The organism is Haloferax sp. S1W (genome assembly GCF_044593955.1).
In the GTDB taxonomy this organism is placed as follows: Archaea; Halobacteriota; Halobacteria; order Halobacteriales; family Haloferacaceae; genus Haloferax.
Genome location: NZ_CP172596.1, coordinates 320,673 through 340,885, shown reverse-complemented (window position 1 = coordinate 340,885; position 20,213 = coordinate 320,673). Strand labels below are relative to the sequence as shown.

Genomic DNA, 20,213 nt, shown 5'->3' with positions numbered 1-20,213 from the left:
TTTATAAATGATCCAGATTCGACGCTGCAACACACGGGAGCGAACCGCACAGTTCGGAGTCAGCCGAAAACATTCCGAAAATCGCAGGCGACTCATCGTCGCTTCGAGAACCGTAACTCACTGGTAGCGGGTCTACATAGGACGGGTGTGCCTCGACAGACAGCATCCGGCAAACCGTTACTCGTGGGCTACCACGGCCGGATGTTACTTACTGTCTCGCTTGGATGGGCGCTCCTTCAGACGGGGCGGTTTCTCCTGTCGCCGTTGCTTCCGACCATCATTGACGACCTCCAGATAACCGAGGCGACGGCAGGAATCGCCCTCGCACTCTTTCAGGGGATTTACGCACTCACACAGTATCCCGGCGGCGAGTATTCCGACCGATGGACGAGAGCGACGCTCATCGTGCCGGGACTCGCTATTCTCGTCGTCGGATTTGCCACACTCGGCCTTTCCGGTGGTCTCGCTGGCTTCGTCGCGGCCGTGGGAATCATCGGCTTCGGAAAAGGCCTGTTCGCCATCCCGTCGCGCGCACTGCTGTCCGACCTCTTCGTTGGACGTCGCGGGCGCGCGCTTGGACTGTATGCTGCCGGAACCGACCTCGGCGGCCTTCTCGCGTCGGGGCTGGCAATCCTCGCGCTCACCTACGCTTCGTGGCGGACGCCCTTCCTGCCCGTCGCGGCCGCACTTGCGGGCCTCACTATCGTCTTCGCGCTCTGGTCGAACGAGGGCTACGCCATCGGGTCGCCGCGGCTCGACCTCTCGAAGACCGTCGAACGACTCGTCTCGAGTCCCGAACAGCGTCGGACGCTCGCCGCCTTCGCACTCTTTTACTTCATGGTCGGCGGCTTCATCAACTTCCTTCCGACCTACCTCATCGAAGCGAAAGGCTTCACCGAGCAGTTTGCGAGCGCCGCCTTCGCCATCGTCTTCGTCGTCGGAATCGCAATTAAACCGGTTGCTGGCGGCCTGAGCGACCGATTCCGAAGGGAATCAATCGCGGTCGTCGGGTTGCTCGTCGCGGCGGGGGCGCTCGCGTTACTGTCGGTCGTGAACGCGCAGCCGGTCATCTACGTCGCTATCGTCGTGCTGGCAGTCGGGTACAAGATGGAATTCCCGCTTGCCGATGCCATCATCGTTGATAACGCACCCGATGGAGACATGGGCGCAGACCTCGGTGCCGCCCGCGCGCTCTTTTTAGGAGCGAACGCCCTCGGACCGGCGTACGTCGGCATCGTCGCAACCTATGTCGGGTACGTGACCGCATTTGCAGGACTCACCGGTTGTCTCGTGGTCGCGTCCGGGCTGCTCTATTGGGACACACGAATCGAGTGAAACAACCCAATTCGAGAAATTCTCTCGGCTGATATTGTCAGTATTACTTACAATAGTACATGTGTAATGGTATCACCTCTCGAAATCGACCGACGACGTGTCCGTTTTGAAGTCTCTAACCACCGTTAGAGACAGACTACCGGAACAGTCGTTGGTGCCGAGACAGTCACGGTCAGTGTCGAGATTACATCCCAGCGGTGAGGCACGTAAATAATGCCATACTTAATAAATAGTCTCACGATACAGTAATCGAACGCGAAGATGCCACACGTGATTGACCAGGTTCGGCGGCCGGAGTACACCGGTGAGAACCGTTGTACGCCGTGTACAGTTCTGAACGTCGGTATCGCTGCAGTTGCCGCAGGACTCTTGGCGCTGCTTTGGATTCCGGCCGGACTGTTCGTGTTTGCGGTCTCACTCACCCTCATCTATCTCCGCGGCTATCTCGTCCCGTACACCCCCACGATTACGAAGCGGTACCTCCCGGACCGCGTTCTCCGACGGTTCGACAAACAGTCATCCGTCGAAGACGAGCCGACGCTGGACGAAGTGAAGGACATCGACATCGAACAGACGCTGTACTCACTGGACGTGCTCACCGAGTGCGAGAACGTCGACGACCTCTGTCTCGACCCGGAGTTCGAGAACGCGTGGCAAGCACACACCGACGCACTGAGAGAGCGCGACGACGAGAATCTAGGCATCGATGACCTCCTCGAACTGGACAACGAGACGGAGTACGAAGTCCGAAAGCTAACGAACGAGGCTGCGGTCGTGATGATAAACGGACGGCAAATCGGTCAGTGGGAGTCGAAAGCCGCCCTTCGCGCGGACCTCGCGGCCGACAGAGCGCTCCGCGAGTGGGACGACGACTGGGGGGAGATGCACGTCGTCAACCGGAGTCAGGTGCTCAACTCGCTGCGGATGTTCCTCGGAACGTGTACCGAGTGCGGTGCGCCGGTCAACATAGACCAAGAGACCGTCGAGTCGTGCTGCCGCTCGTTCGAAGTGTTCGCCGTCGCTTGCGAGGAGTGCGGGTCTCGGTTTTTCGAAATCGAACTAACCGACGAAATGCAGCAACAGCTCTGAGAGGACGTTTCTTCGTCGTGGTACTCGCCGCCTGAGCCAGCGCGCGAGACGACAGAATCCACTATCGAAAGGCCAACGGCTGTTCGACGGGACGCTACCCGGACGGGCCGGGCGACGCTAGTTTGCCAGGAGCTGTTCGGCTTCTTCTTCGACTTCGACCGTTCCTTCGGTGAAGACGACGCCGTGAGCACCCTCGCGTTCCTTCGCGCCGTCGAGGACGCGAATGAACGACGCCTTCTCGCGCGCGGCCTGAATCGTGTGGCCGCCGCAGTAACTCACGCCCGACCGAATCCCGGCGAGGAACTCCTCGACGAGCGGCGCGAGCGGGCCGTCGTAGGGCGTCAACGCCTCGATTCCCTCTCCGGCAGCAACGTCGCTCTCCTTGTCGCATCGGTCGTCCGCCGCCTCGACGGATGCCATGCCGCGCGACTGTTTGTAGGATTTCCCGTCGACTTCGACGACGCGACCCGGTGCCTCGTCGGTGCCGGCGAAGAAACTGCCCATCATGACCGTGTCTGCGCCCGCCATGAGCGCCTTCGCGGCATCTCCGGAGGTTCGGATACCGCCGTCGGCCATCACGTGGATACCGAGTTCGTGGGCGCGTTCGGCGCAGTCTGAGACAGCCGTCAGTTGCGGGTACCCGGCACCCGCAACCTGTCGGGTCGTACAGTGCGACCCGGGACCGACGCCGACTTTCACACACCCGGCACCGGCTTCGTAGAGGTCTTCGACGGCTTCCGGCGTGACGACGTTCCCAGCGACGATTTCGATGTCAAACTCGTCGTCGATGGCGGAAACGGCGTCGAGACACCGCTCCATGTGTCCGTGAGCGATGTCCATCACGACGGCATCAGCGCCAGCGTTGACGAGCGCTTCCGCCCGGTCGAGATAGTCTTCGTTGATACCGATTGCGCCGGCGACCGTCCCGCCGCGCTCCGCGACGCTGCGGACCTGCTGAGATTGCTCTTCGATAGTAAGGAACCGGTGTATGACACCCATCCCGCCCAGATTCGAGAGTTCAGCCGCGAGTTCGTCTTCGGTGACCGTGTCCATCGCCGCACTGACGAGTGGCGTGTCTAACCGAAGGTCCGGCGTCACGTTAGTCGAGAGGTCCACGTCGCTCCGGCTATCGACCGGCGAACGCTGTGGAACCAGCAATACATCTCCATACGAGAGACCTGTGCGAATCTCCATCGTAACCCTCCACAGCCGAAGGGGTGTATGAATATAGGTGCACCGAAAGGAGAGCGTGTCGCCGCGGAACGAAACTATTACCTGCTGGGTATCGTTCGTTTAGCAACACACGGCGTCGCGTTACGTGCGAATCTCCATCCAATCGTAACCCCAACATTTTCGTGCTACGCACGCCGTGTGGTTCAAATTCTCGACGAGCGGCTGCGCTGCGCCCGAATAATTCACATCGTCTGAGCGCCGAGCGACGAATTCGGAACTGATTTTATCCGAGGTTTTTGAGAATGCGATGCCGAACCGACCGTCTCGCTGTACGTCGGTGTCGGTAGGTGGTCAGAGGCACCCACTAAACGGACGGACTCTCCCCTCCGCTCCTCTGCCCTCCGATTTCCGCTTTCAACCCACAGAGCGTGGCGTCCGAACTATCGACTGCGAGGCGGTCGTCCGACTAATCTGGCGGAAGACATTTCCTTCGGGCGAGTGCTCGATGAGATACATGCAGACTGTCATCCTCGCTGCCGGACGGGGGACGCGAATGCGTCCGCTCACCGACCGGCGACCCAAGCCGATGCTCCCCGTCACCGACAGGCCGCTCGTCGCCCACACCGCCGACGCAGCAATCGAGGCGGGAGCGACGAAACTGACCATCGTCGTCGGCTACGAAGCCGAAGCCGTTCGGTCGTTCTTCGGCGACGAGCGGGCGGGCGTCCCCGTCGAATTCGCCGTCCAAGAAAAACAGCGTGGAACTGCTGACGCAGTCCGCGCCGCTGCATCGTCCCTCGACGACGAACCGTTCGTCGTCCTCAACGGGGACGCACTCTACGACGTACCCTCCCTTTCGACGCTGTACGACACGGTCCCGGCAGTCGGGTCGTTCACCGTGGACAACCCAAGTGCCTACGGTGTCTTGGACACTGACACCGATGGGTTCATCTCCGGCGTGGTCGAGAAACCAGAGCACCCGCCGTCGAACCTCATCAACGCCGGGTCGTACGTCTTCCCGGCCGAGGCACAACAGTGGCTGAACGTCGAAGAGAGCGACCGCGGCGAACTCGAACTGACCGACGTGCTCGCACGCACCTGCGACGAGTACGACGTACAGGCCGTCGCCTTCGACCGATGGCTGGACGTTGGCCGACCGTGGGAACTCCTCGAAGCGAACGAGTGGAAACTCTCCGAACTGGACCCCCGAATCGACGGCGACGTCTCCGACGACGCCGAACTCAGCGGCCCGGTCGTCGTCGAAGACGGCGCAACAGTACGGTCGGGCGTCGTCATCGAAGGTCCCGCCCTCGTCCGCCGAGGTGCAACGGTGGGGCCGAACGCGTACGTCCGTGGGGCGACAGTCGTCGGAGAGGGCGCGAAAGTCGGCCACGCTGTCGAAGTGAAAAACAGCGTGCTGATGGAAGGCGCGACGGTCGGCCACCTCTCGTACGTCGGCGACAGCATCCTCGGCCGTGACGTGAACTTCGGCGCGGGGACGAAAGTCGCTAATCTCCGACACGACGGCGAGTCCGTCCGACAGATGGTCAAAGGCGAACTCGTCTCGACCGGCCGCCGGAAGTACGGCGTGGTGCTCGGCGACGAGGCCAAAACCGGCATCAACACGTCGTTGAACGCGGGCGTTCGTCTCCCGACCGACGGAATGACGAAACCCGCCGAGTCAGTCCTCTACGACAGAATCAACGAACGCTCGGACGAGTAAGGTTCCCGGAGAACGAGGCTCGTATCCCCAGAGAACGAGGCTAGTCGAGAAGCGACTGGGCCGCGTCGAGCAGTTCGTCGGCACGGTCCGCGTCACGGGCCTCAGCAGTCACCCGGACGAGCGGTTGTGTGCCGCTGGCGCGGACGAGGAACCACCCGTCGTCGAACGCGACACGGACACCGTCTATCGTCTCTACATCGTCGTACGACGCCAGCACGCGCTGTTCGACGCGCTCCATCGTCGCTTCTTTCTCGTCAGTCTCGATGCTCTCTCGTCGAATCGGGTACGCTTCGAAATCCGCGAGCAGCGACGAGAGCGACGCTGCCTCACTGACGAGCGCTGCCAGCGTGCAGGCGGCCAGCGGACCGTCCGGACACCGCGTCTGGCCGGGCCAAATCCACGCGCCCGACGGCTCGCCGCCGAAGGCGAATCCGGGTTGTGAAAGCGCCTCTGCGACGTACACGTCGCCAACTTTGGTGCGCTCGACGGTCCCGCCGACCGGGTCGATGTAGTCGTCCACGGCGAGGCTGGTGTTCAGTGGGGCCGCAATCTTCCGGTGGTCGTCGTCGATGGCGTGGCGCGCGAACAGCGCGAGCAAGGCGTCACCGGAGAGGAACTCGCCGTCCTCAGAGACGGCCATCATCCGGTCGGCGTCGCCGTCGTGGGCGATTCCGAGGTCCGCGTCAGTGGCCGCAACGACTTCCGAGAGGCGGGCACATGTCTCGGCGGTCGGTTCGCTTGGACGCGCGGGAAAGCTCCCGTCTGGTTGGGCGTTGAGCGTCTCGACGTGGCATCCGAGGGCAGTCAGCGCAGTCGCTGTCACCTGCCCGGCACCGTTGCCCACGTCCACGATAATGTCGAGTGAGTCGACAATATCGACCGCCGATTCGAGCGCGGCAGCGTGGCGGTCGACCGCGTCGTGCCTCGTCATCTTGCTCCCGTGGCCGTCCCACCCGGTGAGTTCGTACTCGTCGTCGGCCAGTCGCGCTTCGATGGCGTCGCGTTGGGACGCACCGAACGCCTGTCCCGACGGATTCCAGAGTTTGAATCCGTTGTCCGTCTCGGGGTTGTGAGACGCCGTAACCGAGACGCCTACGTCGGCGTCGTACGCCTCGATTGCTCTTGCGACGGTCGGCGTCGAGGCCAACCCGAGAGCGGTGACATCGGCGCCGCACTCTCGTGCGCCCGCAGAAAGTGCGTCGACGAGGACCCGACCACTCTCTCTCGAATCACGCCCGACGACGACGTGTTCGTACCCTTCAGAGGCGACCGCTCGCCCGAGGTCGACCGCCAGCGAGGCGGTGATACTCCCACCGACCGCACCGCGAATACCGCTCGTGCCGAACATATCACACGTCACCCAGCCCTGATATGTAAGTCCTCACACCGGAGAACGTCGGTGGTCACCAACGAACATATGTAAACAATAGATATATTTCACTAAGCCACACAGTTATCACGGCCGGTGGAGAATTGGCGCGGTACATGGCACACGGGACGAGGAACTCACCGGGCATCCGTGTCCTCTATGTCGACGACGACGAGGGGTTGCTGGCACTCACGAAGCAATTCCTGGAGTCGCAAGGCGACACCATCGAAATCGAGACGACGAACTCACCGGTGGACGCACTCCGGATACTCGACGACCAGCAGTTCGACGTACTTGTTTCGGACCTCCAGATGCCCGAACTATCAGGACTCGAACTACTAGAAGAACTCCGTCGGGAACGAGGGTCGTCCATTCCGGTCATCATCTTCACCGGGCGCAGCCGAGAGGAAGTCGCAATCGAGGCGCTCAACCTCGGTGCCGACAGATACCTCCAGAAAGGTGGCGACCCCACGGCACAGTACAGCGTGTTGCTGCAGACGATAGAGCAACTCGCCCGACATCGACAGGCTCAACGGCGACTTCGAGAGCGGGAAGCCCACCTCGAAATCACACTGGACTCCATCGCGGAAGCCGTCGTCGCGACAAACGAACGCGACGAGATTGTCAAGATGAATCGAACCGCGGAGAAACTGTCCGGGCGGGACGCGACCGACGCAGTGGGAGAACACCTCGACGATGTGTTTTACCTCGTGGACGAAAAAACTGGAGCGCACCGCACACCATCGGCGGTGGTGTTGGACGACGGGCAGGCAATCGAACTCGACGACAGTACGAAACTCGTCCCGACCAACGGTGTCGCGCGATACGTCAACGGAAGCATCTCGCCGATTCTAACCGACGGCGGACGGAGCGAAGGGGCGGTTACCGTACTCAGAGACGTGACTGAAGACGTACTCGAACGCGAGCGCCACGAGCGCCAGCAGGCGGCGCTCATCGAGATGGCGACGAGCGACGCGATACTGACCGGGTCGTTCGACGAGGCGGTCAGACACATCACAGAGACGGTGGCCGAAACGCTCGACGTGGACAGAGTCAGCATCTGGTTAGCCGACGATTCAGGGACGACGCTACACTGTAAGTGTCTCTACGACCGGACGACGGGACGCTTCACGTCGGGCGACCGACTCTCCGCGGCCGAGTATCCAGACTACTTCGCGGCGCTCGAATCGAATCGCTCGATTGGAGTCGCCGACGCGCAGACCAACCCACTGACGAGGGAGTTGCGCGGCGATTACCTCGAACCGAACGCAGTGACCTCGATGCTCGATGCGACACTCAGGTCCGGCGGCGATGTCGTCGGCGTCGTCTGCCACGAACACGTCGGAGAACCACGCGACTGGCGAACCGACGAGCGAACCTTTGCGGCCGAAGTCGCAGACACTGTCGTCATCACGCTCCTGCAGGCAACCGACGTTGACGCTCGGAGAAAATCCCTGAACTCGAACTGAGAGCACCCTCGAACGCTCGTGGACGCGTTCGTCCAGAGACAGTATCCGTTAAATCGTTTTCTGTTTCGGGGTCAAGAACCACATCCCCAACCATTGTTCCGATTCGAGAGCCGTTTTCAAACTAAAACCCCTCAATTGGTTTGTGGGTTGAATATCTACGACCCGTCGTGACCGGCGGCGGACTCACCGTGAAGCCTAAAATGGACGGGGGGCGAATCGTAGTGTATGTCGAACAGCAGCCGATTCGTCGTCGCGACCCACGTGCTCACGAACCTGGCCGTGCGGAGCGACGAACGGCTGTCCTCCGACCGCCTCGCCTGGAGCGTCAATACGAATCCCGTCGTCATTCGGCAGCTCCTTTGCTCACTTCGGGAGGCGGAACTCGTCGATTCCAAACGCGGACCAACCGGTGGGTTCACGCTGGCACGAACTCCCGAGAACATTTCGCTCCGCGATGTCTACGAGGCGGTCGAGGACCCAGAGCCGTTCTGTTTCCACGCGAACGAACCGAACGACGAATGTACCGTCGGCGAGCACATCCAGCCCGTGCTCGGTGAATTCCTCGAACCAGCAGTCCAGGCGATGCTCGACGAACTCGATTCAGTCTCTATCGCCGACGTTCACGAAACTATTTTCGACGCCGCAGACAACACGGCGCTCGAAGTCTGACAAACCGGTCGTCGTTTCACCGAGAACGTTCACTCAGGCGGTGGTCTCCGCCGGCTCGATATCGACCGCTGGCTGGTCGCTCTCACCGTCGAGCCACTCGCTCGCCCACTGTTCGATTTCGTCGAAGACCGGACACAGAGACTCCCCTTTCGCGGTTAGAGAGTAGTAGGTTGCGACGGGGGCGTCTTCTTCGAGTCGCCGGTCGACGAAACTCGTCTCTTGGAGGTCGTCGAGTACGCGCGAGAGCGTCCGCGAACTCGCACCGGTCGAGCGCTTCAGTTCGTTGAACCGCTTTTCGCCCTCCTGAAGGTCGTGAAGGACGATGAGGCGCCACTGCGACCCGATTTGCTCGATAGAGTTGATAATCGGACACGCCGCTTCGTTGAGTTCCGCATTCGAGGCCATACGTCGTGGTAGCAGCCAAGCATCTTTAGTGGTTCGGTCAGGAACCTGGTTGCATAATGTTACTTGATGTGAGAACAGAGTGGTCGTTGGTGTGGGAGTAGAGTTGTTGTTGATGCGAGAACAGGGTAGTTGTCCCCGCCGGGGGTCGCTGCCGAAGCGGTTGTCCCTGTTGAGTGCGTAGAGATAGCATGGCTGTAGGTGCAACGTTCTCTACGACAGTCGTCGGTACAAGCGAGTCAGCAGGCAGTGGCGTGTTCGACTTCGAGACGTCGGTGTTGATTCGCCGCAGCAAGCACCTGCACGTCTGGGTTTTCGACGACCACTTCGTCGACGACCCCGAGGGGTGCGTCCAGAAGGGCCAGTACGTTCTCGTGACGACATCGGTGACAGGCGTCGTCGCCCTCGTGACCGATACCGCGGCGACGGACGCGCCGGACCCGAATCGGCGCGTCAAAGTCGAGGCCCGCTGTTGGTGGGACGACGACGGCGTCGAGACAGACCCGACCACGGACTACTGGTCGAAAGCGGCACTCGAAGGGCGCGAGGACTGGTCCCCGGAGGGTGATGCGACCGTCGAGTTCATCCGGCCGACGAAGCGGTAGTTCGAGCTATCGACCCTCGACTCAGGCCAGCAGTGTCGAAATGAGAAGGAAGATTCGCTTCAGGTTCTCCGAGAGTCGCGACTGGTTCTCCGAGTGGAGGACGACATCGTCGTCGAGTGCGTGAATCTCCAATGTCCGCCCGCGGTCGGTGAGGTCCTTCAGTTCGAACCCCCGAATCGAGTCGAACGGGATGACGAGATATCGGTATTCTTCCTCGCGAATGTCGGCATTACACTGGTTTCCATAGACGTGGACACTGTGTTCCGTGACGGCGACTTCGTAGCCGATGTACTTCATGCCGGCAATCTTCGCACCGGCGCGACCGCCTTTGACCTTGGCTTTGAGTTTCGAGGAATCGAGGAGGATTCCGTCTACCATACATCTCGATTGGGTGTCTCGTTTCTATATGTTCGTCTCTAGTTCTCGAAACTGATTCCGGTAGCCGACGGGTCGGCCGGTACGGTTTTAACAGATACTCTCGTCACAACGGCCAGTAGATGCACCGAATCGGCCCTCGGAAGCGGCTTGCAGGGACGTTCCTCCTCTGTCTCGTATTCGCAGTCGGACAGGTTCTTCTGTATCCGGTCTCCTCACTCGACATTGGTCTGGAAACCGTCACCGATTCGCTCTTCTTACTGTTCGTGTTCTGGATGTTGTTCGTCCTCGAGGGGATTCGGCAACCACTTCGCATCAAGAACCTGTTCGGCATCGGGTTGACCCTGTTCGCGCTCTACGGCGTCATGGACGTTCTCGACGAATTCATCACCTACCCACCGGTGCTGGAGTTCCTGGGAAAGGAAGCCACCATGCTAGTCGGGAGTATCACGCTCCTCGTGGGACTCGTCCAGTGGTCGCGGTTTCGAGACCAGCGCGAGCAAGAACTCGCAGAGCGTGACCAACGTCTCGTCGAGCAAAACGAGCGCCTCGAAACGTTCACCTCGGTCGTCTCTCACGACCTCAGAAATCCGATGACGGTCGCGCGCGGACGAGTCGAACTCGCCCGCGAAACCGGCGAAGTCGAACATCTCGAACCCGCCACGGACGCGTTAGACCGCATGGACGAGATAATCGACGACGTGCTCTCGCTTGCCCGACTCGGCCCCGACGCTATCGACCCGTCGCCGGTCTCGTTCGATGCCGTCGTTTCGGGGGCGTGGTCGAACGTCGGAACGGCGGATGCAACACTCCACACGGACGGGGGTGGAGCGGTAATCGTCGCCGACGGCCGGTTTTTGCAGGAAGCGTTCGAGAACCTCTTTCGGAACGCAATCGAACACGCGGGGACGGACGCGACTATCAGAGTCGGACTGTTAGACACGGGGTTCTACGTCGAGGACGACGGTCCGGGTATCCCCGAGTCGAAACGTGGCGAGGTCTTCACACCGGGCGAGTCGTCCGCGGGAGGGACCGGTCTCGGCTTAGCCCTCGTCGACGAAATCGCGGGCGGCCACGGGTGGGACCTCAGCGTCACATCCAGCGACGACGGCGGCGCTCGCTTCGAGTTCTACGGCGTCAACGTCACTTCGTCGCCGTCCGAGACGGGTTATTCGACAGCGAACCGCGCACAGTGACGGGGTTCGCCGCCGGTGAGACGGGCGGTCGGTACCCGCGAACCCGAACTCAGTGTCCGAGATGGCTCGGAAACGACGGGAACCCACGGCGGCCCATCCCGTCGGATTCGATGCTGGTGTACGTCGTCCGCAGGTAGTCGACGAGGTAGTCGACGGTCAAGGGGTCGTACGTCCAAAAGCCGGTAAATCCGGTCCCCCGCGTCGCTTCCTCGGCGACGAGGGCGCATTTGTAGTCGTTGATTTCGTTGCCGTCGTAGACGACGAACCACGACGTTCGAATCTCCTCGGCGCGCGCGAGGTGCAGTTGGAACGTCTCGGCCGGTGGCACCTCGCAGGACGGGTAGGCGTACGCGTGGACCGAGAGGTCGCCTCGGTCGCCGAGACGTTGATATGCGGGGAGTTGCTCCCGGAGGTTCTCTCCGGTCTGGAACCCGGCGTAGAGGTGTCCAGCACCGACTCGCCACGCCCGGTCTTCTATCTCGCGTGTCGCGGCGAGCATCTGGCCGCGGTCGTAGGAGGTAAAGAGCGTCTCGTCGAGATAGTCGAGAATCGGGACGTACGGTTCTCGTTCGAACCCGGGTTCGACGCGGTCCGGGGTGACGAGAAGGTCCTCGACTGCGACCGCAGTGTGAAACGTCTCGCCTGTGCTGAGGACGGCGTAGTTCGACGGGCCGTGAGGGGAACTTGCAGCGGTGACCGTGAGGTTCCGGTTCTTGAAGTGTTCGGCGAGTCGGTCAGCAACCGCTCCGTCCGGGTTGAACACCGTCAGCGTCTTCTCCGACGCGGCAACGCTATCAATCAGGTCACTGAGCGACATCGATGCCAGAAAGAACAGTCACACTGGTATTTTACTCTTTGTGTAACTACGGTCACGCAGACGTGACTGTCAGACGCAGACGAGACTGTCAGCACTGCGAAAGTCACCGGTTATCCGACTGGTAAGGCGTGGTTATCGGGTTACAGTACTCCCTAACTATGGCCGAGTGGGTCGAATTTTTATCTATGATTTCCGAGCGTACGCAGCCGTCGGAGACGACCGGAGAAAGCGAGGACGTCTCCGACTGGTACGCGCTCGAAGCTCCCGGTATCGTGGCCGGTCTCGAAGCGTCCCAGTCGATTGGGCCGGTGACGGCGGCGACGGCGTGGCGGCTCATCGCCGCCGGACAGCCTGTCAAAGCAGTCGAACTCGTCCTCACTGAGGTGGACGAATCCTGGCGGCGCTAACCCGCCGCTAGTTACTCAATTTCGCCTCGGTTTGCACAGCGGGAAAAGCCCATTTGACGGGCTATTCGACCCGTGTACGACGGCCGGGTCGGTCCACTGGTCACTGCTCTCTGGACGACGTGTCGCGGACGTACAGTTCGACCAGCGCGTCAAGGAGATGGGGTTCGAGTTCGAACCGAGCGTCAACGGTGTTCGAACTCCGGTCGTACGAGAGTTGTTGGACGTCAATCGCAGTGAGCAGCGTTCGCATCGCGTTGACGACGTAGTCGCTCGCACCCGCTTCGACGCGCAGCGTCTCGCCGATGTGGATGGAAAGCCCGTCGACGACAGTCTCGTAACACGTCTTGCTCGGGGACTCGACGCGTTGTGTCCGCTCGACCAGACCGAGCGACGAGAGCATCTCTAAACGGCGGTAAATCGTCGACTCCGAGACGCCGCAGTTCTCGGCGAGTTGCTCGGCCGTCATCGGGTTCTGCTTACACGCCCGAATCACGTCCCTCGAAACCTCGTCGCCGAGTGCATCGAGGAGTTCTTCGTCGGTGTTCTGCGGCACCGTGGGGACCGACCCTTCGGTTGCCGTGACCGACTCGTCGGTCAACGGGCCGTCCAGTTCGTCCGACGACGAAAGCACGTCGTCTACGATATCCCGTCGGGTCATTGGTACCTAGTAACGCCCGCGAGGGTTATGTAATGGTGGGGAAACAGTGGCATATAAATGGAAATGAATATCGAACTTCCGTCCGTCAGCGCTTCTACTGCTCGAATACTAAATATTTGAGGTCGGCGGGGAAGGTGAGGGGAGAAGCGGGTGAGTGAGAGGGGAGTAGGTAAGAGGAGAAGCGGAGGTGAGCGAGAGGGAAGCGAAGTAAGCGTTGAAGAAAGAAACGAGTGAGAGTATGCGAGAGGGCGAGTCGAGAGGGCGGGTGAGGGAAAGCGCGGGTTCAGGAACCGACAAGCGAATCTGGGTCGCTCACTCGACAGTCACACACTTTGCGAGGTTGCGTGGTTTGTCGATTGGCCGGTCGAGCAGTTTCGCCGCGTGGTACGCCACGAGTTGCAGTTGAACGTTCGCGAGGATGCCCGCCACGTCCGGGTGCGTCTCCGGAATGGAGAGTACGTGGTCGGCGAACTCCGCGATTTCGCCGTCGCGGTCACTGGTGACGGCGATGACGGGTGCACCGCGTGCCTGTACCTCCTTGACGTTGCTCAACGTCGCTTCGTCCTCCTTGCCGGTGAAGATGGCGAACACGGGAGTAAACGGAGTGACGAGCGCGAGCGGCCCGTGTTTGAGTTCGGACGCCGCGAACCCTTCGGCGTGCTCGTAGGATATCTCCTTGAATTTCAGCGCCCCTTCGAGCGCGACGGGGTGGGCGACTCCACGGCCGATGAAGAAGTACGCATCGCTGTCTTGGTACTCCGCCGCAACGTCCCTCGAAGTCGAGGTATCGAGGATTTCCTGCACGTCGCCGGGAAGTCGAGAAAGCGCGTCGATTATCTCGGCCGCATCGGTAGAGGCGGTTCCGGTCACGTCCTCGACGATACGCTCGGCGAGAAGGGTGAGCGCCGTCACCTGAGACGAGAACGTCTTCGTCGCGGCAACGCCGATTTCCGGCCCCGCTCGGATGAGCAACTCGTCGTCGCACTCGCGGGTTATCGACGACCCGACGACGTTCGTGAGCGCGAGCGTCTTCGCACCGGCGGCGCGTGCGCGACGGACCGCATCGAGCGTGTCGGCCGTCTCACCGGACTGCGAGACGGCGATGACAAGCGTTCCCGGCGTCACTGGCGGGACGGTCACGGCGTACTCACCGGCCATGAAGGGAAACGCCGGAATGTCCAGCGCGGACAGGAGCGACGCGGCGTACATCCCCGCGTGGTGCGAAGTCCCCATCGCCACGAGGTGTATCTGCCGCACGTCGGCGAAGGTTCCGGACGGGAACTCTTCGAGTTCGACGCCACCACTGAGCGGATTCAAGCGCCCGTGGATAGTCCGCCGAAGCGCGCCCGGTTGCTCGTGTATCTCCTTGTACATGAAGTGCTCGTAGCCGCCTTTCGTCGCCGTCTCGGGGTCCCAATCGACCGTCTCGACTGAACGGTCGACGGGGCGACCCGCCGCGTCGGAGATGGTGTATCCGTCACGCGTCGTGACGACGAAATCGCCGTCGTGGAGGTAGACGACCCGGTCTGTGTACGGGATGAACGCGGGCACGTCGCTCGCGAGGAAGTATTCCCCGTCACCGATGCCGAGAACCAGCGGCGACCCGGAACGCGTGGCGAAAATCGCGTCTTCGTCACCGATGATTGCAGCGAGCGCGTACGTTCCCGAGAGGCGACCGACGGCGGACCGGAAGGCCTCTTCGGGGGTTGCACCGTCGCGGAGGCTCTCTTCGATGAGGTGGGGAACGACCTCGGTGTCGGTTTCGCTCGAAAAGACGTGGCCGTTGGCTTCGAGCTCAGTCCGGAGCGATTGGAAGTTCCCGATGATTCCGTTGTGGACGACCGCAATGTTCCCGGACTCGTCGGTGTGCGGGTGCGCGTTCTCGTTGGTGACGCCGCCGTGGGTCGCCCAGCGGGTGTGGCCGATGCCGAACGTCCCGTCGAGCGAGTCCTGTTCGACAGCGGAGGCGAGTTCCGACACTTCGCCGACGCGCTTGGTCAGTGAGAGACCGTCCTGCCCTTTGACGGCGAGACCGGCGGAGTCGTAGCCGCGGTATTCGAGTCGCTTGAGTCCGGACATGAGCGGGTCGACCGAATCGGCGGTGCCGATGCAGGCGGTGATTCCGCACATCAGTTCGTCACCTCCACGCGTTCGCGGACATCGCCACTCAAGACCATTCCGACCCCCACGCTCGCCTCCGCTCCGACACGGCTTCCGGGCGCGAGTGTCGAGTTGGCACCGACAGACGCGCGGTCACCGACGATGCTCCCGAGGCGACGGTCAGTGTACAGTCGGCCGTCGATGACCACGTCGCCGCGACCGCCAGGAGAGACGACGCCGTCGCCGATGGTCGCACCGGGACCGACCACCGAGTCGCGGAGAACGACGCCAGCACCGATACGGGCGTCGGCCGCGATGATAGACCGCTCGACGACGGTGTTAGCACCCACGACGACGTTGTTCTGGAGGCAGGTTCCAGCGTGGATGACCGCCCCCGGCCCGATATCGCAGTCCGTGCCGACGACGACCGACTCCTCTACGACCGCGTTATCGTGCAGTCGTGCCGAGTCCGCAATACCGGACAATCCAGGTCGTAAGAGCAGGGATTCGGTCACGGAGAGTAGTCCCCACGGGTGAGACGGGTCGAGCCATCCACCGTTGACGAGGACCGAGGTGACGAGTCCGTCGAACTGCTGGAACACGTCGGGGAGTCGCGTCTCACCCTCGTAGGGAGGGGTGCGCCGGAGCGCGTCGAAGACGTTCTGTTCGAAGACGTACACGCCAGCGTTCACGAGATACCCCGCCGTCTGGGTCGGGTGTTCGTCGATGTCGGAGATTCGTCCTTCGTTCGCGATGACGACGCCGTACTCCTCGGGCGTCTCGGATTTCGCAACGGCAACCGTCGCGACAGAGTTCGTCATCGAGAACCGTTCGAGGACCGACGAGACGATGTCGGCGTCGATGACGTTGTCGCCGTTGCAGACGAGGAACGGTCCGTCAACCGTCCCTTCAGCCTGTAGGAGGGCGTGTCCACTCCCGAGTCGGACGTCCTGCTGAACGAACTCGATGTTCGCGTCGGGATAGCGAGTCGTCACGAAGGTCCTGATACGGTCTCCTCGGTAGCCGACGACCAAGACGACGTGTTCGATTCCGGATTCGAGCAGGGCGTCGAGGACGTATTCGAGCACTGGTCGGTTGGCGACCGGAAGCATGGGTTTCGGCTGGAATGTCGTGAGGGGACGAAGTCTGCGCCCTTCGCCTGCGGCGAGGACGACAGCCTCGGTGAGACGGTCGTTCATCTGTCCCTCCCGGCTCCCGAGGGGCGAGACTGCGCACTACGTGAGCATATCCAAGTCATACAGGAGATGGGGCGACCGACGAGGATTGTTATAAACTGTGTTACATACTCGCAAACGAGTATTAAGACGGGAGGCGAAGCTAGTTTTTTGGGCCGAAGCGGTCGAATTCGGGACGCTCAACGGTATTGAGGTCCCTAATCGGTCTGTATACAGATGCTGAGAAAATCGTGAACGGTTGACGGTACGGCGCTACTTACACTGGAAGTCGTTCCTTGTACGACTCCATCGCAGTGATCGCCATAAGGGTCGCAGTACTCACGACAGCCCATCCCGCTGCTGGAACTTGTTCGAGACCCGGTACACCGAGTAACCCTGCCGAGACGGCAGCGGCCACACCGGCGGCGATAGAGAGGTTGCGCTTCGCCCCGGAGTGCGCGTCGGCCGTTGCCGTTCCCGACTCGGGCATCGAAATGATATCTCCATCCAAGAACTGGTCGAGTTGCGACGCAGTCTCGAGTATCGTGATGTCGCCTCGGTTCTTGTCGAAGTCGACGATTCCGGCCGAATCCATCTTCGGCAGGTGACACTGGTAGAGACCGATGTACACACGCTTGCGTTGGCTCGACGAGAGTGCTGCGATGTCGATTTCGTTCTCCTTGGCGGCGATGAACTCAGCCATGTCGCCGAGTTTTGCTTCACCATCGTTCTCCTTGAGATACCTGAGTGCGTCGCGTCGACGCTGGTTCTTGAGAATCTCGAAGACGACATCCTTCGAGAGGAGTTCTGGTTGTGACTGCTCGGAAACGGGACTTTGCCCCCCGGTTGCTTCACCTAGGTGTTCTATGTCTGTCTGGTTGACCGCGTCAGTTGTTGGTTGCAGTGAATCTGTAGCCATTGTCTTCCTCCCCCCACTAGCGAGTAGCTTGCCGCATCCACGACCGCGTGGAGCCGAAACCGACTTTCGACTACCACTGTGGCACGACACCAAGGCGGCCCCACCAGGCACGCCCTGACACCAGAGGGTCAACGAGATAATAGGTTAAACAGGGGTAAATACTTGTCTGACAGTCTCACGCACTGATTTGTCCACCCATTAAAACTGCAAATTCTGCAACTTTATATCCTGGAACAATCCATAGATAGACAGACATTCTTGGAAAATTATGTTAATGAGTGACTTCCATGAAAGGGCTTCAGTCCACGAATTAGAACGAGTAATCGTAGTAGATACGCACAGACTACCTATTTTTTCGACTACTTCAGGGCGAGACGAACCGCGAATAGATTTCCAGACTCTGAGAACGACCAAGAATGACCAATGTCAACAAATGACAGTTCAATTGGTCAATTCAGAATCATTTCGTTTGCCCTCATTCTATCAGCATCTCGAACGCGTCGTCCGCGGCGTCCGTCCGGCCTTCGACGAGGTACTGAACCAGCACTAGCCCAAGCAGCGCCGTCGAGACGAGCACGGCGATTGCCGACCACGAGAGGAGCACGAACCCCGGGATACCGAGCCACAACCCCAAAATGAGCACCCACCCGAGGATACCCACGGCCGCGTAGTAGATGCTCCACGGGCGAGTCGAGTCAGACTGCATCCAGAAGAATCCGCGCTGGGCGACGTCGGAGACGAGTTCGACGGTGCGCGCTTCGTCGTCGTAGTGAATCAACTCCGCAGACTCGAGCTTTGGCAGGTGCGTCTGGTACAGAGAGATATACACGCGCTGTCGTTCCTCGTCGGTCACCTCATCGACTGCAGTGCCGTTTTCCCGTGCAGCGACCATCGCGGCGAGTTCCTTCAGGGAGAGGGCGTCCCCTTTCCGATGAAGGAAATAAATAATTTGTCGTCGTCGCGAGTTGCTCAGGATTCGGAACAACTCGTCTTTGGATAACTCTGTCATCGTCGTGTGCGGGCGTCCCCGCGTTTACACGAGAGGACAGTCTCCGGTCGTACCCTTTCTACGAGGCAGATGGCCTTTGTTATCATGACGTTTCCCCGGGTTTGTGGACCGATGAACGTACAAAGTTAATCTCATGTTCACAGGAAATTCGCTATACGGGGGACGGTCAGCGACCACAATTTATCCGAATAGTAAGTATGTTTATTTGAATTTGAGAGATATGAAAGGGTTCGTGAATGCAAACCTGAAAAATCGTTAGTTCCAGCGATAATACCTACAAACTGGAAGTATAGCAGTGGCTAACAATACCCAATGGCAGCAATATTTACGTTCGAGACTACATGTTCGAACTCACCGGCTTTCAGCGCGACCTCCTGTACGTCATCGCCGGAACGGAACGGCCGTCCGGACAAGAGATTAAAGAGATAATCAGTAAGGACGTCGGCGAAGTGAATCACGGCAGGCTCTACCCGAACCTCGACGCGCTCGTCGAACACGGATACGTCAACAAAGGGCAACACGACCGTCGAACGAACTTCTACGAGATATCGGAGGACGGAAAAACGGCAATTCGCAAGCGCCGAGGGTGGGAGAACCAGCACGTCGACCTCGACGTATAAGCACGCTTCGGTGCCAAGCGCCGACCGGCTGAGAGCATTCTGCGGCGTCGCGCATCCGCCGGGACCGAACATGCTGAGTTTCGGTAACTGAGTCTCACAATTGACCCGTGGTGAAAGAGGGACGGAGTTTCACAAATCGCCACTCGATTTACTGGGTGCGAGGACTCTACGGTTTCCCGTGACCCGACCCGAGACGTGCTGTCCCGAATTTCTGTAGACACCAATCGAACAGCGGAGCGAACCACAGTCCCACCATGTGTAGGCGGTACAGTATTCAGAGACCGCGTCTACTCCGGACAAGGTGGTGTTCACCGGCGGACCACCCGGTCTGCTTCGCACTGCCGACGTGTGTTCACCGCTTGAGGTAGCCGGTTATCCACTCCCGGGTGATGTCGTCGAACCCGACAGTGGTTCCACCGTGTTCCTTGACGAACGAACTCGCATCGTCGCCGTTGGAGAACGGAATGAGGTCGGGGCCCATCCCACCGTGAACCTCGCTATCGACGACGTAGGTCATCTTCTCGGCGTCGCCGAAGGTGTCGGCATCGGTGTGCGTCGAGATGAACGTCGTTCCCTCGTCAGTTCGGAGTTCGTACTCGACAGTGGAGTAATCGGTGACGTAGATTGCGACTGCTTCCCATCCCTGTCGCTTGTGGTCGAAGTAGTAGGGGAACAACCCCATGCTCAGGGTATGGAACCACGCCGGGTTGTCGTGGCCCTCCGGTGAGTTGTCGCGGTAGAATATCTGGCCATTCGGTCCGGCGTGAACGCCGATGACCATCCCACCCTGGTCGTCTTGCTTCCCGCCGGAGAGGTCGATTGGCTCCGGTTTCGTCGCCGACTCGTCGCCGCTGAGACACCCTGCGAGAGCAGCAACGACGCCGAGGGAGGCGGCCTTCGTCACTGTTCGTCGAGTGAGTGGGTGGTTCGTCCGAGAGTCCGGTGTGTGGTTGGGGGCCATCGACTCGTCTACGCAGGACTCGGTCCCACATAGTATTTAAAACTCGAGGTATGGGTGCGGGATTCGAAAATCACACTGTCGCTCGTCGAGCCCGTACGAAAACAGCGTCGTAGGTTCGCAAAAACATCGCCACAGGTTCGGC

At 60.5% G+C, this 20,213-nt stretch carries 20 protein-coding genes; 9 read left to right on the top strand and 11 right to left on the bottom strand.

What is annotated here, in order from left to right:
- Window positions 1-201: 201 nt before the first annotated feature.
- Together ACH9L7_RS17695 and ACH9L7_RS17690 are read left to right on the top strand one after the other, a co-directional pair.
- Complete coding sequence (locus ACH9L7_RS17695; RefSeq protein ID WP_396613636.1) at window positions 202-1,335, top strand: MFS transporter; 1,134 nt, start codon at window positions 202-204, stop codon at window positions 1,333-1,335.
- Between the two features lie 261 nt (window positions 1,336-1,596).
- Window positions 1,597-2,424 (top strand): hypothetical protein, encoded by an 828-nt coding sequence (locus tag ACH9L7_RS17690; RefSeq protein ID WP_396613459.1) that lies wholly within the window; start codon window positions 1,597-1,599, stop codon window positions 2,422-2,424.
- A 117-nt stretch (window positions 2,425-2,541) separates the two neighbouring features.
- Here the strand turns inward: ACH9L7_RS17690 and ACH9L7_RS17685 are convergent, their stop codons facing one another.
- Window positions 2,542-3,618 carry a guanosine monophosphate reductase gene (locus ACH9L7_RS17685; RefSeq protein WP_396613458.1) on the bottom strand — a complete coding sequence of 359 codons (1,077 nt, stop codon included), beginning with the start codon at window positions 3,616-3,618 and terminating at the stop codon, window positions 2,542-2,544.
- 493 nt (window positions 3,619-4,111) lie between these two features.
- Here ACH9L7_RS17685 and glmU point away from each other — a divergent pair, with 493 nt between their 5' ends.
- The gene (gene glmU, locus ACH9L7_RS17680; RefSeq protein ID WP_396613457.1) at window positions 4,112-5,320 is read left to right on the top strand and encodes a bifunctional sugar-1-phosphate nucleotidylyltransferase/acetyltransferase; all 1,209 of its coding nucleotides are present in this window, start codon (window positions 4,112-4,114) and stop codon (window positions 5,318-5,320) included.
- A gap of 40 nt (window positions 5,321-5,360) precedes the next feature.
- On the opposite strand, the gene glmM is transcribed toward glmU, so the two are convergent.
- Window positions 5,361-6,668, bottom strand: coding sequence for a phosphoglucosamine mutase (gene glmM / locus ACH9L7_RS17675; RefSeq protein ID WP_396613456.1), 1,308 nt, complete (start codon window positions 6,666-6,668; stop codon window positions 5,361-5,363).
- A gap of 137 nt (window positions 6,669-6,805) precedes the next feature.
- On the opposite strand from glmM, the gene ACH9L7_RS17670 reads away from it, so the two are divergent.
- Together ACH9L7_RS17670 and ACH9L7_RS17665 are read left to right on the top strand one after the other, a co-directional pair.
- Window positions 6,806-8,158, top strand: a complete 1,353-nt coding sequence (locus tag ACH9L7_RS17670; protein ID WP_396613455.1) for a response regulator — start codon at window positions 6,806-6,808, stop codon at window positions 8,156-8,158.
- 225 nt (window positions 8,159-8,383) lie between these two features.
- Window positions 8,384-8,827, top strand: a complete 444-nt coding sequence (locus ACH9L7_RS17665) for an Rrf2 family transcriptional regulator (RefSeq protein WP_396613454.1) — start codon at window positions 8,384-8,386, stop codon at window positions 8,825-8,827.
- A 33-nt stretch (window positions 8,828-8,860) separates the two neighbouring features.
- Here the strand turns inward: ACH9L7_RS17665 and ACH9L7_RS17660 are convergent, their stop codons facing one another.
- Window positions 8,861-9,232 carry a winged helix-turn-helix transcriptional regulator gene (locus ACH9L7_RS17660; protein WP_396613453.1) on the bottom strand — a complete coding sequence of 124 codons (372 nt, stop codon included), beginning with the start codon at window positions 9,230-9,232 and terminating at the stop codon, window positions 8,861-8,863.
- A 188-nt stretch (window positions 9,233-9,420) separates the two neighbouring features.
- On the opposite strand from ACH9L7_RS17660, the gene ACH9L7_RS17655 reads away from it, so the two are divergent.
- On the top strand, window positions 9,421-9,834 hold the full coding sequence (locus tag ACH9L7_RS17655) for a hypothetical protein (protein ID WP_396613452.1): 414 nt from the start codon (window positions 9,421-9,423) through the stop codon (window positions 9,832-9,834).
- Window positions 9,835-9,855: 21 nt separating this feature from the next.
- Here the strand turns inward: ACH9L7_RS17655 and ACH9L7_RS17650 are convergent, their stop codons facing one another.
- Window positions 9,856-10,212 (bottom strand): hypothetical protein, encoded by a 357-nt coding sequence (locus ACH9L7_RS17650; RefSeq protein WP_396613451.1) that lies wholly within the window; start codon window positions 10,210-10,212, stop codon window positions 9,856-9,858.
- A 119-nt stretch (window positions 10,213-10,331) separates the two neighbouring features.
- Between ACH9L7_RS17650 and ACH9L7_RS17645 the strand changes: the two genes are divergently transcribed.
- A complete protein-coding gene (locus tag ACH9L7_RS17645) occupies window positions 10,332-11,405 on the top strand; it encodes a sensor histidine kinase (protein ID WP_396613450.1) in 1,074 nt (357 codons plus the stop codon).
- 49 nt (window positions 11,406-11,454) lie between these two features.
- On the opposite strand, the gene ACH9L7_RS17640 is transcribed toward ACH9L7_RS17645, so the two are convergent.
- Complete coding sequence (locus tag ACH9L7_RS17640) at window positions 11,455-12,222, bottom strand: DICT sensory domain-containing protein (protein ID WP_396613449.1); 768 nt, start codon at window positions 12,220-12,222, stop codon at window positions 11,455-11,457.
- Between the two features lie 185 nt (window positions 12,223-12,407).
- Between ACH9L7_RS17640 and ACH9L7_RS17635 the strand changes: the two genes are divergently transcribed.
- Complete coding sequence (locus ACH9L7_RS17635) at window positions 12,408-12,629, top strand: harpin-binding protein (RefSeq protein WP_396613448.1); 222 nt, start codon at window positions 12,408-12,410, stop codon at window positions 12,627-12,629.
- Window positions 12,630-12,729: 100 nt separating this feature from the next.
- Here ACH9L7_RS17635 and ACH9L7_RS17630 read toward each other — a convergent pair whose 3' ends face one another.
- The 5 genes from ACH9L7_RS17630 to ACH9L7_RS17610 form a co-directional block, all read right to left on the bottom strand.
- Window positions 12,730-13,287, bottom strand: coding sequence for an ArsR/SmtB family transcription factor (locus ACH9L7_RS17630; protein WP_396613447.1), 558 nt, complete (start codon window positions 13,285-13,287; stop codon window positions 12,730-12,732).
- Window positions 13,288-13,599: 312 nt separating this feature from the next.
- Window positions 13,600-15,417 (bottom strand): glutamine--fructose-6-phosphate transaminase (isomerizing), encoded by a 1,818-nt coding sequence (gene glmS / locus ACH9L7_RS17625; RefSeq protein WP_396613446.1) that lies wholly within the window; start codon window positions 15,415-15,417, stop codon window positions 13,600-13,602.
- Window positions 15,417-16,586: a sugar phosphate nucleotidyltransferase gene (locus tag ACH9L7_RS17620; protein WP_396613445.1), complete on the bottom strand. Its 1,170-nt coding sequence runs from the start codon at window positions 16,584-16,586 to the stop codon at window positions 15,417-15,419. The genes glmS and ACH9L7_RS17620 overlap by 1 nt, the downstream gene beginning before the upstream one ends.
- A 253-nt stretch (window positions 16,587-16,839) precedes the next feature.
- Entirely contained in the window at window positions 16,840-17,481 is a 642-nt protein-coding gene (locus ACH9L7_RS17615; protein ID WP_396613444.1) for a hypothetical protein, read from the bottom strand.
- A 475-nt stretch (window positions 17,482-17,956) separates the two neighbouring features.
- Window positions 17,957-18,490, bottom strand: a complete 534-nt coding sequence (locus ACH9L7_RS17610; protein ID WP_396613443.1) for a transcriptional regulator — start codon at window positions 18,488-18,490, stop codon at window positions 17,957-17,959.
- Between the two features lie 341 nt (window positions 18,491-18,831).
- Between ACH9L7_RS17610 and ACH9L7_RS17605 the strand changes: the two genes are divergently transcribed.
- Window positions 18,832-19,110, top strand: coding sequence for a helix-turn-helix transcriptional regulator (locus ACH9L7_RS17605; protein WP_396613442.1), 279 nt, complete (start codon window positions 18,832-18,834; stop codon window positions 19,108-19,110).
- Window positions 19,111-19,462: 352 nt separating this feature from the next.
- On the opposite strand, the gene ACH9L7_RS17600 is transcribed toward ACH9L7_RS17605, so the two are convergent.
- Window positions 19,463-20,071, bottom strand: coding sequence for a nitrous oxide reductase accessory protein NosL (locus ACH9L7_RS17600; protein WP_396613441.1), 609 nt, complete (start codon window positions 20,069-20,071; stop codon window positions 19,463-19,465).
- Window positions 20,072-20,213: the final 142 nt, after the last annotated feature.

What these genes read in the sequence shown, in the direction of transcription:
- ACH9L7_RS17615 (WP_396613444.1), bottom strand. Translation starts at nt 17,481, where the DNA reads ATGGCTACAGATTCACTGCAACCAACAACTGACGCGGTCAACCAGACA.
- ACH9L7_RS17660 (WP_396613453.1), bottom strand. Translation starts at nt 9,232, where the DNA reads ATGGCCTCGAATGCGGAACTCAACGAAGCGGCGTGTCCGATTATCAAC.
- ACH9L7_RS17650 (WP_396613451.1), bottom strand. Translation starts at nt 10,212, where the DNA reads ATGGTAGACGGAATCCTCCTCGATTCCTCGAAACTCAAAGCCAAGGTC.
- glmS (WP_396613446.1), bottom strand. Translation starts at nt 15,417, where the DNA reads ATGTGCGGAATCACCGCCTGCATCGGCACCGCCGATTCGGTCGACCCG.
- ACH9L7_RS17605 (WP_396613442.1), top strand. Translation starts at nt 18,832, where the DNA reads ATGTTCGAACTCACCGGCTTTCAGCGCGACCTCCTGTACGTCATCGCC.
- ACH9L7_RS17695 (WP_396613636.1), top strand. Translation starts at nt 202, where the DNA reads ATGTTACTTACTGTCTCGCTTGGATGGGCGCTCCTTCAGACGGGGCGG.
- glmU (WP_396613457.1), top strand. Translation starts at nt 4,112, where the DNA reads ATGCAGACTGTCATCCTCGCTGCCGGACGGGGGACGCGAATGCGTCCG.
- ACH9L7_RS17610 (WP_396613443.1), bottom strand. Translation starts at nt 18,490, where the DNA reads ATGACAGAGTTATCCAAAGACGAGTTGTTCCGAATCCTGAGCAACTCG.
- ACH9L7_RS17600 (WP_396613441.1), bottom strand. Translation starts at nt 20,071, where the DNA reads ATGGCCCCCAACCACACACCGGACTCTCGGACGAACCACCCACTCACT.
- ACH9L7_RS17690 (WP_396613459.1), top strand. Translation starts at nt 1,597, where the DNA reads ATGCCACACGTGATTGACCAGGTTCGGCGGCCGGAGTACACCGGTGAG.
- ACH9L7_RS17665 (WP_396613454.1), top strand. Translation starts at nt 8,384, where the DNA reads ATGTCGAACAGCAGCCGATTCGTCGTCGCGACCCACGTGCTCACGAAC.
- ACH9L7_RS17630 (WP_396613447.1), bottom strand. Translation starts at nt 13,287, where the DNA reads ATGACCCGACGGGATATCGTAGACGACGTGCTTTCGTCGTCGGACGAA.
- ACH9L7_RS17640 (WP_396613449.1), bottom strand. Translation starts at nt 12,222, where the DNA reads ATGTCGCTCAGTGACCTGATTGATAGCGTTGCCGCGTCGGAGAAGACG.
- ACH9L7_RS17685 (WP_396613458.1), bottom strand. Translation starts at nt 3,618, where the DNA reads ATGGAGATTCGCACAGGTCTCTCGTATGGAGATGTATTGCTGGTTCCA.
- ACH9L7_RS17655 (WP_396613452.1), top strand. Translation starts at nt 9,421, where the DNA reads ATGGCTGTAGGTGCAACGTTCTCTACGACAGTCGTCGGTACAAGCGAG.
- ACH9L7_RS17620 (WP_396613445.1), bottom strand. Translation starts at nt 16,586, where the DNA reads ATGAACGACCGTCTCACCGAGGCTGTCGTCCTCGCCGCAGGCGAAGGG.
- ACH9L7_RS17645 (WP_396613450.1), top strand. Translation starts at nt 10,332, where the DNA reads ATGCACCGAATCGGCCCTCGGAAGCGGCTTGCAGGGACGTTCCTCCTC.
- glmM (WP_396613456.1), bottom strand. Translation starts at nt 6,668, where the DNA reads ATGTTCGGCACGAGCGGTATTCGCGGTGCGGTCGGTGGGAGTATCACC.
- ACH9L7_RS17670 (WP_396613455.1), top strand. Translation starts at nt 6,806, where the DNA reads ATGGCACACGGGACGAGGAACTCACCGGGCATCCGTGTCCTCTATGTC.
- ACH9L7_RS17635 (WP_396613448.1), top strand. Translation starts at nt 12,408, where the DNA reads ATGATTTCCGAGCGTACGCAGCCGTCGGAGACGACCGGAGAAAGCGAG.